General features: G+C 35.7%; 9 protein-coding genes. All 9 read right to left on the bottom strand.

The annotated features are described in order from the left end of the window. Positions 1-140: 140 nt before the first annotated feature. The 9 genes from JI747_RS01325 to JI747_RS01285 all read right to left on the bottom strand — a co-directional run bounded on the left by JI747_RS01325 (position 141) and on the right by JI747_RS01285 (position 12,177). A complete protein-coding gene (locus JI747_RS01325; protein ID WP_225685720.1) occupies positions 141-692 on the bottom strand; it encodes an NADPH-dependent FMN reductase in 552 nt (183 codons plus the stop codon). A 178-nt stretch (positions 693-870) separates the two neighbouring features. After that, entirely contained in the window at positions 871-1,599 is a 729-nt protein-coding gene (locus JI747_RS01320; protein WP_225685718.1) for a pirin family protein, read from the bottom strand. Positions 1,600-1,771: 172 nt separating this feature from the next. Continuing rightward, the gene (locus JI747_RS01315) at positions 1,772-3,019 is read right to left on the bottom strand and encodes a hypothetical protein (protein WP_225685716.1); all 1,248 of its coding nucleotides are present in this window, start codon (positions 3,017-3,019) and stop codon (positions 1,772-1,774) included. 186 nt (positions 3,020-3,205) lie between these two features. Continuing rightward, positions 3,206-4,624 carry an MFS transporter gene (locus tag JI747_RS01310; RefSeq protein WP_394371114.1) on the bottom strand — a complete coding sequence of 473 codons (1,419 nt, stop codon included), beginning with the start codon at positions 4,622-4,624 and terminating at the stop codon, positions 3,206-3,208. Next, the gene (locus tag JI747_RS01305; RefSeq protein ID WP_225685714.1) at positions 4,624-5,136 is read right to left on the bottom strand and encodes a nuclear transport factor 2 family protein; all 513 of its coding nucleotides are present in this window, start codon (positions 5,134-5,136) and stop codon (positions 4,624-4,626) included. The genes JI747_RS01310 and JI747_RS01305 overlap by 1 nt, the downstream gene beginning before the upstream one ends. A gap of 136 nt (positions 5,137-5,272) precedes the next feature. Next, positions 5,273-7,129, bottom strand: coding sequence for a glycoside hydrolase family 13 protein (locus tag JI747_RS01300; protein WP_225685713.1), 1,857 nt, complete (start codon positions 7,127-7,129; stop codon positions 5,273-5,275). Positions 7,130-7,248: 119 nt separating this feature from the next. Then, positions 7,249-9,405, bottom strand: a complete 2,157-nt coding sequence (locus JI747_RS01295) for a glycoside hydrolase family 97 protein (protein ID WP_225685712.1) — start codon at positions 9,403-9,405, stop codon at positions 7,249-7,251. 82 nt (positions 9,406-9,487) lie between these two features. Then, on the bottom strand, positions 9,488-10,567 hold the full coding sequence (locus tag JI747_RS01290; RefSeq protein ID WP_225685711.1) for a SusF/SusE family outer membrane protein: 1,080 nt from the start codon (positions 10,565-10,567) through the stop codon (positions 9,488-9,490). A gap of 20 nt (positions 10,568-10,587) precedes the next feature. Beyond that, the gene (locus JI747_RS01285) at positions 10,588-12,177 is read right to left on the bottom strand and encodes a RagB/SusD family nutrient uptake outer membrane protein (RefSeq protein ID WP_225685710.1); all 1,590 of its coding nucleotides are present in this window, start codon (positions 12,175-12,177) and stop codon (positions 10,588-10,590) included. Between the last annotated feature and the right edge of the window lie 2 nt (positions 12,178-12,179).

The raw sequence follows: 12,179 nt of genomic DNA, 5'->3' as shown, positions 1-12,179 counted from the left end.
TAGATTATCGGCCGTTGTTTTATCTCAGAATTTCAGAGCCCACAATATTCCCTTTCTTGGAAAAATATTGATTAGAGGAGGTCTGAATTTTCATCTTTTTTCTTTTTGCAAAGATATTAATTTTATATTAATTTTCAAATCTATTTTTCAAGGATAGATTCGATGGCAGAAATTTTCTTGATTTTCTCTTTTAATTCGTTGTCTTTCTCTTCATTAGAAATCTTCTGAGCCGATTTGTCAAAATTGTCATTAAAGAAAGGAAGCGTAAAAGTATCTATGATATTTCCACCATGCAAAGGAAAACGCTTTTCTGCAGCTTCCAAAACTCCCAGACCACCTCTTCCACCAGGAGCTGTAGCCATTAATAGCATCGGAACTTCATTCCAAACTGCTCTGTTTTTAATTCTTGAAGTCCAATCGAAGACATTTTTGAATGCTGTTGAATAGGTTCCGTTATGCTCTGACAAAGAAACTAAAAGTAAGTCGGCTGCATCTATTTTTTCCGCAAAATTTACAGCCTGTTGAGGAACTCCGCTTTCTACTTCTCTCTGATGTTTATAGATCGGCATTTCAAAATCATTCATATCAACGATTTCCACTTCTGCGTTTTCAACTAACGAAGTTGCGTAAGAAACTAATAATTTATTAATTGACGTTTCGGAATTACTTCCTGCTATTGCTAAAATTTTCATTGTTTTCTATATTATTTTAAAAATAAGTTTTCGTTTAATTGTTAACGCAAATGTCGGGAAGATTTTTGTTACAATCTAATATTTTTTATTTTTAACCACCCCGTCAAAAATTCTTTCTGAATTTTCGCCACCCCTCCAATGGAGGGGGATTTTATTCTGCGAAATTGTTTGTCTTTAACTATTTTAAATAAGCTGGTAATTCCATTGGCACTTCCATTAAAAGAATTTCGGCATCTTCAACTGCTTCGATATTGAAACTTTGGGTATCCCAAATTCCTAAACCGTCTCTTTCATTTAAAATTCTGTCTCCCACTTTGGCACTTCCTTTTAATACGAAAGCATAGACGCCGTTTCCTTTTTTGTTTAACATGTAGTTTTTACCATTTCCTTTGGTGAAATTAGCCAGATTAAACCAAGCATCTTGGTGGATCCAAACTCCGTCGTCATTTTTATTCGGGGACAAGATCTGTTGAAATCCGTTGATCTTTTCTCCTTCTTTAATGCTTTTTTGATCGTATCTTGGTTCAACTCCAACTTCTCTTGGGAAAACCCAGATCTGTAGGAATTTCACAGCCTGATCTTTATTTTTATTGTATTCGCTGTGCATCACTCCTGTTCCCGCACTCATTACCTGAATTTCTCCTTTTTGGATAACGGCAGTGGTTCCCATTGAGTCTTTATGTTCCAAATCTCCTTCCAAAGGAATTGAAATGATTTCCATATCTCTGTGAGGGTGTGTGCCGAAGCCCATCCCCTGAGTAACGGTATCGTCGTTCAACACTCTCAACACTCCAAAATTCATTCTTTCAGGACTTTGGTATCCTGCAAAGCTAAATGTGTGATAAGAATTTAGCCATCCGTGATTTGCATGACCTCTTGTGTCTGCTTTATGATATACTGTTTTCATACTGTGATTATTTATAGTACAAATGTACGCTGTATGAACCCGGAAAATGTTGATGTAGGGTAAGAAAGGATTTTTGGATTTCTGTGCTTGATTATTCTATCTCTTATATTTAAATAAAAAAAGCGAATTCAATATGAACCCGCTTTTTGCACTTTTTACAAACTTCTCTTTATTATAGTAATGTTAATGGAAGAGTAATGGTAGTTGGTAATCCAATGGTAGCTCGAGTTGTTTCTGTTGCTTCAACTTTCCAGCCAAAATTTGTAGCGGTAGATGAAGAACAAGTCCCAGATACCTGATATAGATATGCTGCTCCAACCATCGCGGTATTCACTGCATACCCATTTGCATTCACATTATCTATTTTGAAGAATTTCCCGGTTGTTCCTTCATAATACAGATATTTTACACTTCTATTTTGCAGCGTGGTATTCCCTGAATTAATATATTTTACAGTACCACTACATGATGAATCTCCATAATAGGTTTGAATCCCAGAGAAAGTACCATCTATATTAATTGTTATAACATACCCGTTAGATGTTTTAACAACATAGTTATTAGTTCCTATTGTTTGTACATATCCAATCAACTGGTTAGTTCCATCTACTAATCTTCCTAATCCTTCATTTACTGAAGAGCCACCTCCTGATGGAGTCGCCCAAGTTCCGTCTCCTCTAAGATAGGTTGTATTATCTTTGGTTCCTGTTGCTGATATTTTAGCTAAAGTAACTGCATTATCCGCAATTTTAGCCGTGGTAACAGAAGCATCGAAAATTTTAGCCGTGGTAACCGTACTATTGGCAACCTTACTTGTCGTAATTGCATTAGCCTGAATATCTGCATTTTGTATACTATTGTTAAGTGCCAGTTTGCTATATGCAATAGCGGCGGCAGCATTAACTTTAACATCAGTTATAGAGCCATCAGCAACCGTTGCTGTTGGTGTATTCCAAGTTCCGTCTCCTCTAAGGAATGTTGTATTGTCTTTAGTTCCTGTTGCTGATATTTTAGCTAAAGTAACTGCATTATCCGCAATTTTAGCTGTAGTCATTGCATTATTGGAAATCGTAGTTACTGCACTGCTGCTAATAAGAACATCCCCGGTAACAGTTTGTGGAACTTGGGAAGCATATGGAGCTGTTGGACCCGTTAGGTAAACCTGTCCACCTGCAGTACCATTGGCAGAACCTCCAAGAGAAGACCTTGAAGCCTTACCTATTGTTCCGTCTGTTTTCATCACCAATACCTGATCATAAGTGGAAGAACTGCTTCCGTCAGTTAATGCACGAACGCGTAAAGTTCCATTTACATCTAAGGTTTCGGTAGGTTGTTGTGTGTTGATTCCCACATTGCCAGTTTGAGCTTTCATAGTAGCTATACTGGCCAGAATAGCTACAAAAAGTAGGTTTTTTTTCATGTTTTTCTTTAGTTTTTTAGTTTTAGTAAAAAGTAGACACAAATATATTGATTTTATTGAAAAAAAATAACTCATAAATTAATGATATGTTAAATAAAAAATGGCGATCGAAAAATCTCTTCGATCACCAGCTTTGTATTGTCTTTTAAAATATGACTAAATTCTATATTTTATACTTTCTTTATTTTAAAAATGGACTTGCTGAATCTCTTCTTCAATCTCTTTTGGAGTTTCCTTTTCAGACTTAATGAAAAACAATGTTAATATTGCAGCCAACAGCATACAAACACCTCCTACAACTACATAATCGATGGCTTGCTTTCCGAAAATACCACTCACAATAGGTCCTCCAAAAATTCCGTTAATAATCTGAGGAATTACAATAAAGAAGTTGAAGATTCCCATATACACACCCATTTTCTTTTGGGGAATAGAGTCTATCAGCATTGCATAAGGCATTGCTAAAATACTTGCCCACGCAAACCCTAATCCGATCATTGAAATCCATAGGCTATTAACATCTTTAATAAAATACATTGAAATCAAACCTAATCCTCCACAAGCCAAAGCTAAGGCATGGGTTTGCTTCTTTCCTATAAATTTCGCAATGGGTGTTAAAGCAAAAGCAAAGAAAATAGCATAAAAATTATAGCTTCCAAATAAACTTCCAGTTAAATCCCCTGCTTTATTAAATGCTGCAGAATGTGTGTCATCTGGTGAAAGCCCAAAATGATGTGTTGCCAAAGCACTTGTCGTAAATACCCACATCGTAAATAAAGCAAACCACGAAAAAAACTGAACAATTCCCAGTTTTTTCATTTGAGAAGGAATAGTATTAAAATCTTTAAAAATATCGGAAAATTTAGACTTATGCTCTATATGATCTTTTCCATTTTCAAAAGCTGCAAATTCTTCTGGTGAATATTCTTTGGTAGTGATGATGGTATATAGGATTGATATAATTAAAACTGCTGCACCAATATAGAAAGCATAGATCACATTATCTGCTACAAATCCTTTTGGTGCCTCATTAGAAACCCCAATTTTCGTTAACCATCTTGGTAAATCCGAGCCAATAACCGCTCCAATTCCAATTAAAATAGTCTGGACAGAAAATCCAATGGTTGCCTGATGTTTCGGCAACATATCTCCTACCAGTGCACGGAAAGGTTCCATGGCTACATTGATGGAAGCATCCATCATCGCAAGGAAAATAACGGCCAATAACAGAACATTTGCAGCCATCAATTGTGTTGCAGAAGCTGCATTCGGAAGCATTACTAAACCGATTGCACACAAAACCGCTCCAATTAAAAAGTAGGGTTTTCTTCTTCCCAACGGGCTCCATGTATTATCGCCCATGTGACCAATAATAGGTTGAACAATTAATCCTGTAATTGGTGCTACTAACCAAAACCAAGACAATTCATGAACATCTGCCCCGAAATTGGCCAAAATTCTACTTGCATTTCCGTTTTGTAATCCAAAAGCCATCTGAATTCCTAAAAATCCCATGCTCATATTAATAATCTGAAGCATGGATAAATTAGGTTTTATTCTTCTTCCTTGCTTCTGTTCTGCATATTTACCTTGCATTTCCGACATTACTGCTTCAGTTTTTGGATTAATACGTCTTCGATCGGTGTTTTTTCCACCACTACTTTATCTACCACTTCATTAGGTACAGTTACGGAAAGTACATATTGCTTTACTTTCCATTGTCCGTTGATTTTCTCAACGACTCCTGAACCACGGCAGATTTTCATTTGAGTATCTAATAATTCATCAAACCAAGCCAGTTTTCCGTCTTTGCTGAAATAAATGTTTTTTTTTAATGAAGTGAAATTCCAGGTTCTTTTTTTATCGAAATGTGGCTTTGCCCAAACCATAAAGGCTTTTTTATCCCAGACTTCTGTTGCGTCTGTTCCGATAAATGTTGATTCATCAGCAAAATAATCAAAATATGTCTTGAAATCTGCTTTTGCAGCCGCAACATTGAAACCATCGAGCATTGTTCCAATCTCAGTTTTTTCTTTTTCAAATTTTGCCTGAGCTGAAATAGTGGTAAAACTCAGTACAACCAGTATGAAGGTAAAGAATATGGTAGATTTTTTCATATTTAATTTAATTTTTGAACCCTAAGATTCTATTTTTTTACGCAAAAAACGCAAAGTTTTTTTCGGATACTAAACTTTTTAAGTTCACAAGGCGTTTCACTCAGCAAAGTAAAAAAAGTTTGGGTCTTTTTTACATTTATTTTAACTCAATAACCATCGAAGTTTTTGCCGGTATGGTTAGATTATTCTGTAATGAAAATTCCTTATCAGAAATAATATCTTTTCCTTTTGAAAATCCTTTTAATGATTCTTCAAAATGTTTCAGATCTAGTTTCTGCTCTTTTTCATCGTTATTCAGAACGACCATCACGCTTTCTTTTTCGTTGTATCGAAAATACACAAAAACATTATTCTGAGGAACGAAATTTTTAGTTTTTCCTGTATGAATGACTTCATTTCCTTTTCTCCAGTTCAATAATTTCTGAGTGAACTGATAAAATTCCTTTTGTTCAGAAGTTTGAGAAGCCAGATTGAAAGCATTTTGTGGATCTGATTTCCAACCGCCCGGAAAATCTCTTCTGATATCTGCGTCACCGCCTTTGTTTTTATCGCCACGCATTCCTATTTCGGAGCCATAATACAATTGCGGAATTCCTCGAACGGTAGAAATTAAAGTTAAACCTAGATTATACGCTTTCGGATCTGCATTAAAGATTTCGTTCCATCTTTCTGTATCATGATTTTCCAGGAAAACCATTACATTATTGATATTCGGATATAGAAAATCACTTGTAAAAACATTGTAGATCTTTACCAGTCCTGAATCCCAACCTTCTTTTTCCTTCAATGCTTTTGGCAAGTCTCCATACAGCATAAAATCCATTACAGAAGGGAGATAAGAATTATAGTTTGCTGCTTCTCCGGTTTTTGAATCTTTTTGCCACGCAGATATTTGTCCTGCCGTGTACAACCATGTCTCTCCTACTATGTTAAATTTCGGATATTCATCGGTGATCGCTTTGGCCCATTTTGCCATCGCTTCTTTGTCGTTGTAAGGATAGGTATCTACGCGAAAACCACCTAATTCGGCATATTCAATCCACCAGATTGCATTTTGTGTAAGATATTTCAGAACCAGCGGATTTTTCTGATTAATATCGGGCATTGTGGTATCAAACCAACCGTCTAAAGCCAGTTTTTCATCTATTTCAGACGCATTCGTGTCAAATTGTGTTGTTGTTTTATAGTTAGAACGCTTGAAACCGTTTTCGCCATCTTTAAACCAATGAATCCAATCTTTTGTCGGCAGATCTTTGATCATCCAATGTGAAATTCCCCAGTGATTGGTGACGTAATCCATTACCAATTTCATATTTCGCTGGTTCAGTTTCTGTGAAAGTTCTTTATATTCTTCATTAGTTCCGTAGCGCCCGTCAATTTTATACAGATCTGTCTGAGCATAACCATGATAGGAATATACTTTTTCGTTGTCTTCGTTCACCGGAGTCAGCCAAACGGATGTTGCGCCTAAGTTTTGAATATAGTCAAGATTGTTGATAATTCCTCTTAAATCTCCTCCATGCCGTCCATTGGGAAGGCTTCTGTTTGCTTTTTCCGTTAAATCAGGTCTTGAATCGTTCTTTTCGTCCCCATTGGCAAATCGATCAGGCATGATAAGATACATGACATCTTTTGAAGTAAAGGATTCTCTGTTGGCAGAATTCGGGTTTCGCTGTTTTAATTCGTAGGTATAAGAGCCTATATTTTTTTTTCCGTTTTTAATGCTGATTTTAAATTTAGGAACATTAATTTCGTTGGTATTTACCGTTACAAAAACATAGTTCGGGTTTTCAACTTTTTGAATATCTTTAATCTGAACATCATCTGAAAGCTCAATTTCATTTTTAGCAATATCTTTTCCGTATACTAAAATCTGAAGTTCAGGGTTTTTCATTCCTTTCCACCAAAATGCAGGTTCCACTTTGTCTAAAGGCTTTTGAGAAAAGGCAAGTGCAGCTGCTGAAAGCGCTATGATTGCATATATTTTTTTCATAAAAACTTTTGCTTATTAAAATTTTCGGTTATCCCGCTTTTAAAGAAAAAAATAAAACAGGACACATAAAAAATCCTTAAAGGCAAAACCTTTAAGGATTCTAAAGTTAAGAAATATTTTTATTTTACAGGCTTTATAGAGACTGCAAAACCTCCACTTCTTGCCATTTTAAAATTGATCTTAGACTTGCTTGTGATCTGTTTTTTGTAGATATTATAACTTTGAGGATTGTTGATATAATCTGCATCTTTTCCATCTTCATAGATGGTTGCTTCATATTTCTGTCCTTTATCTAAGAAAGAGAAATCCACTGTATAATCGCGTTTGTTTTCGTCTGTGATCCCTCCAACGAACCAGTTTTCTGTGCCTTTCGCTTTTCTCGCTGTTATTACATAATCACCCGGTTCTGCTGATAATATTTTTGTATCATCCCAGTCAGCTGCCACATCTTTGATAAACTGGAAAGCATCCATATGCTTTTTGTAGTTTTCCGGTAAGTCTGCTGCCATCTGAAGTGGCATATACATCGTTACATAAAGAGCTAATTGCTTTACCAACGTAGTTTTCACAAAACGTGTATCTCCAGGGAAATAGTAATCTAATTTTGTCTGGAAAATTCCCGGCGTGTAATCCATAGAACCTCCCATCCATCTTGTAAACGGAAGAATCGTCTGGTGATCCGGATTGTTTCCTCCGAATGCTTCGTATTCCGTTCCACGAGCAGCTTCCGCAGAGATATAGTTAGGATAAGTACGGCTTTCTCCTGTAGGACGCACAGATTCGTGAGAATTTACCATGATTTTATATTCATTAGCTTTTTCTGCGATTCTATAAAAGTGGTTAATTGTCCACTGAGAATAATGATGCTCTCCTCTAGGGATAATGTCCCCTACATACCCTGTTTTCACTGCATCATATCCATATTTGTTCATCAATTGGAATGCTTTATCTGCCCATCTTTCGTAGTTTGTCGCTGAACCGGAAGTTTCATGGTGCATGATTAATTTAATACCTTTTGAGTGTGCATAATCGTTTAACTCCTGTATATTAAAATCCGGATAAGGGGTGATAAAATCGAAAACAAATTCTTTTGAATGTCCGAACCAGTCTTCCCAACCGATGTTCCAGCCTTCAATCAACAGGCCCTGGAAGCCATTTTCTGCAGCGAAATCAATATACTCTTTTACTTTTGTAGTATTGGCAGCATGTTTTCCGTTTGGAGTCAGTTTTGTAAAATCTGTTGTATCTAAATGTACATTTTCTGCTGTAGAATATGCCCATTGAGATTTTCCGATAATCATTTCCCACCAAACTCCCATATATTTTGTTGGGTGAATGTAAGAAGTGTCTTTATATTTTGTAGGCTCATTAAGATTGAAAATCATTTTAGATGCCATCACTTCTTCTGCTTTTGGCGCAACAATAATTGTTCTCCAAGGCGTAACAGAAGGCGTTTGAATATATCCTTTCGCTCCCTGTCTGTCTGCAGTAAGGTGCGTTTTGAATTTAAAATTCTGAGCATCTACTTCTAAATGTGAAGCCGGATAATTCAGAACAGCAGCTTCTGCAACGTTGATATATAAAGGCTCTTTTCCTTCTCTTTTCAACATTACCGGAGACTGAACTGCATTTTTAATTAAAGTCTGCGATGCGTTTGCGTCTGCTGCTTCGGGCCATCTTGCCGGAATTTCAGAAACTTTTGTTTCTTGATATTTATATTCCTGAGAATCGTAATCTGCAACAATCCACCAAGCTTTCATATCTGTCGGGAAATCAATTTCAGAATCTTCTTCACGAATGGTGAAATAGTTCAGATTTTTCTGTTGAGGAAATTCATATCTGAATCCTAATCCGTCATTAAACAATCTAAATTTTACAACAATACTTCTCTCAGTAGAGGCCTGATTCAAAGTAACTGCCAATTCATTGTATTGATTGATATAGTTTTTCTTTTCTCCTAAAACTGGCTGCCAAGTTTCGTTTTTTGAATCACGTTTTTCGTCAACTTTTGTAAAACCATTGTTTAAATCGAATTTAGCATCTTCCGGTTTTGCAATTTCTGATGCAAATTTTATTGAAGCATCTTTAAATAATCTCAGTCCCAATTTAGAATCTTCTACAACTGTTTTACCATTGTATTTAAGATTGTAATAAGGAACTCCCTGCTTCAGCTGAAAATCCATTTCAAATTTTCCGTCCGGCGATTTTAAAGATTGTGCATTAACACCCACAAACATCATTGAGAGCAAAAACGCTCCAACTGTAATTTTCTTCATAATGACTATTTATAACTTTAAAAATAGCAAAGTGCTTTTATAATATAGCACTTTGCTATTTTGTTTTTAATTTAAGATTTAATTAGTTTACGGGAATCACAGAAAAATCTCCTGTCATATCGTTAAAGTAAACATTATAATTAAATGTAGTGGTTACAGGAATATTTCCTCCACTTCCTGTAGCAGTTCCAAAAAACTCCTGAGCTATTCCCCAACTTGTTCCCCAATCATGATTGGCTCTGAATTTAAACTCTCCTGAACTTAACATTACATTCTTTTTCACCCATACATGAGGATCAAAAGTAGATTTTTCCAAATCTAAATCTGTAGACCAACCTCCTACAGAAGGTCCGATCAATGAAATTGCTGTATAAGTCGTTGAAGATGGAGTTATTGAACTCACAGAATACGTTAAGGCTCCCAAATTAATCGTTACCTTATAGTAACCAGCAGTTGTTATAGAAATATTTCCAGAACCACCACTCGTATCTAATACTCCTGCAGATGATCCCATTCCGTATTGAGTTGTCCAGCTTCCTGGTGTCTTAATTATTTTAAAGCCTCCAACTGCAAAATATCCTGTATAAGTATAAACATTGGCGGTAGATGTTTTCAAGAGTGGATAGATTTTCGCGTTTGTAGCAAGATTATCCCAAGCTCCCGCTGTAGCATCACCAATTAAGTATAAATCTGTATAAGTATATACAGGTCCATTGATAAATGGTGTTACTTTTAAAGGAAGTATGTTAGAATAGTGAGTTTTATTTGCTACTGTTGATTTTAACCTTATTTCGATATCTGTAGCTACCACTGAACTAACACCGAGAGACAATACTATATTATTTAAATCATTTACAGTTATACCATATGATTTAGCTCCGCTTGTCATATCTATCGTTTTAACTGTTGAAAAAGATGTCCCTTTTAAAGCAAACTCAAGCTGATTTGTCAATTGAACGTTTACTCCATAATCTGAATTAATCCAACTAAAAGCTAAAGCCTCATTTGCAGCATCTGTACTCAATAGAACTGCAGTAGTCTTGTTTGCAGAAATTACAGGATCTGTACCTTCTCCTAAAACAGCCTGATCTTCGTCTTTTTCACAGGAAATTACCAGAAAACCAATTAAAGCAATCGTGAATATTTTAAATAGATGTTTCATTTTTGATCGTGTTTTTAAGATTAGTATCCAGGATTTTGAACTAGATTTGGATTGGCAACTAAGTCCTTAGCCGGAATTGGATAAAGATTTCTAAAATTCTCAACACTTTTGCCATCTTTTACCCCTCCTTTCCAAGGCCACAAATAAGTGCTTGTTGTGAATTTACCATAACGAACTAAGTCTGTTCTTCTTGTCATTTCCCATCCTAGTTCTCTTCCTCTTTCGTCCAGAATAAAATCAAGGGTAAGAGAAGTTAATGGAGTTGTATATCCAGCCCTTGTTCTAATATCATTAACATACTGTAAAGCACTAGCAGAACTACCATTTCCTCCTCTAAGAGTTGCTTCAGCATACATCAAATAAATATCAGCTAACCTAAATAATGGAATATCTGCGTCACAGAAATTCTTTGCACCATCTGAACCAAATTGTCCTGTACTCGTTAAATTTTTATATTTTATAAAAGCATAACCATCAGTAAATTCTCCTAAGTTATTGATTTCAAGATTCTGCCCACTCGTATAAAAGTTCCCTCTTTGATCACTAGAATTTGTAAACAACGCTACATAAGATTTTGTAGTTCTTAAACCGCCCCATCCTCCATTGATTCCGAACATACTTTCTGAAGGCATACTTCCTCCAACCGCAGCATGAACCATATAAGTAGATCCACCGGAAGTCTGGGTATGAACTCCGTCAAATACAATAGGGAAAATAGTTTCAGCATTATTCTTATCATTATCTGCTAAAAATAAATCTGAATATTTTGTTTTTAAAGAATATCCTGCAGCAATTACTTTACTAGTATAAGTAATTACATCATTATTGTGATTGCTTCCGTTATAAATAGGTGCATTCAGATAAAGTCTCGCAAGCAATGACCAGGCTGCAGCTTTATCTGCTCTCCCATAAGCACTAGTTCGTGCATCTCTCATATCATTAGCAACTGCTAATAGCTCAGATTCAACATAGTTAAATAAATCAGCACGAGTAATTCTTTGAGGTGGATTAGTAGAACCTGGTAAATAACTTTCATCTACAAAAGGAACATTCCCATATAAGTCCAAAGCATAATAATATGATAAAGCTCTTAGATACCTAGCTTCGGCTCTCATATATTTCGCTTCTGTAAGATTATCTCCTGTGATATTATTTGATGCCAATTTTTCATCGGTCACATTTCTTAAGAATTCATTACAAAAAGCAATTTCTGTATATACTCTGTAATACATTCCAGCAATGAACTCATTTGAAGAGTCCCAAGTCATTTTATGAATTGTCTGCAAAGTACCATCGTTCCAAGCAATAACCGCTTCATCTGTTGGTAATGTTTGCATTGTGTATAACAATCTTGTATACTGAGAAAAGTTACCATCAATACCATTGATATCTGAATTTCCTCCGTTACTTTCCTGACCTCCGCTTGCAAAACCACCATACACTTTAGCCAGTGCACCTGGATAGTTTGCAAAATCCTTGAAAACATTTGTCGAAGTAATTCCTATTCTCGGTTCTTGCTCCAGATCACTAACACATGAAGTAGAAATCAGCAGTAATCCAAAAGCTGCAGCTACTGTTATTTTTTTGAAAATATTTTTATTAGGTTTCATTT

The sequence above is a fragment of the Chryseobacterium tagetis genome (assembly GCF_016735585.2).
Taxonomy (GTDB): domain Bacteria; phylum Bacteroidota; class Bacteroidia; order Flavobacteriales; family Weeksellaceae; genus Chryseobacterium; species Chryseobacterium tagetis.
Note: the sequence above shows the minus strand (reverse complement) of the source record. Positions and strands in the feature narration are given on the sequence as shown.

Excerpts from the sequence above, each read along its gene's own strand:
- JI747_RS01325 (WP_225685720.1), bottom strand. The coding sequence starts at position 692 with ATGAAAATTTTAGCAATAGCAGGAAGTAATTCCGAAACGTCAATTAAT.
- JI747_RS01320 (WP_225685718.1), bottom strand. The coding sequence starts at position 1,599 with ATGAAAACAGTATATCATAAAGCAGACACAAGAGGTCATGCAAATCAC.
- JI747_RS01315 (WP_225685716.1), bottom strand. The coding sequence starts at position 3,019 with ATGAAAAAAAACCTACTTTTTGTAGCTATTCTGGCCAGTATAGCTACT.
- JI747_RS01310 (WP_394371114.1), bottom strand. The coding sequence starts at position 4,624 with ATGTCGGAAATGCAAGGTAAATATGCAGAACAGAAGCAAGGAAGAAGA.
- JI747_RS01305 (WP_225685714.1), bottom strand. The coding sequence starts at position 5,136 with ATGAAAAAATCTACCATATTCTTTACCTTCATACTGGTTGTACTGAGT.
- JI747_RS01300 (WP_225685713.1), bottom strand. The coding sequence starts at position 7,129 with ATGAAAAAAATATATGCAATCATAGCGCTTTCAGCAGCTGCACTTGCC.
- JI747_RS01295 (WP_225685712.1), bottom strand. The coding sequence starts at position 9,405 with ATGAAGAAAATTACAGTTGGAGCGTTTTTGCTCTCAATGATGTTTGTG.
- JI747_RS01290 (WP_225685711.1), bottom strand. The coding sequence starts at position 10,567 with ATGAAACATCTATTTAAAATATTCACGATTGCTTTAATTGGTTTTCTG.
- JI747_RS01285 (WP_225685710.1), bottom strand. The coding sequence starts at position 12,177 with ATGAAACCTAATAAAAATATTTTCAAAAAAATAACAGTAGCTGCAGCT.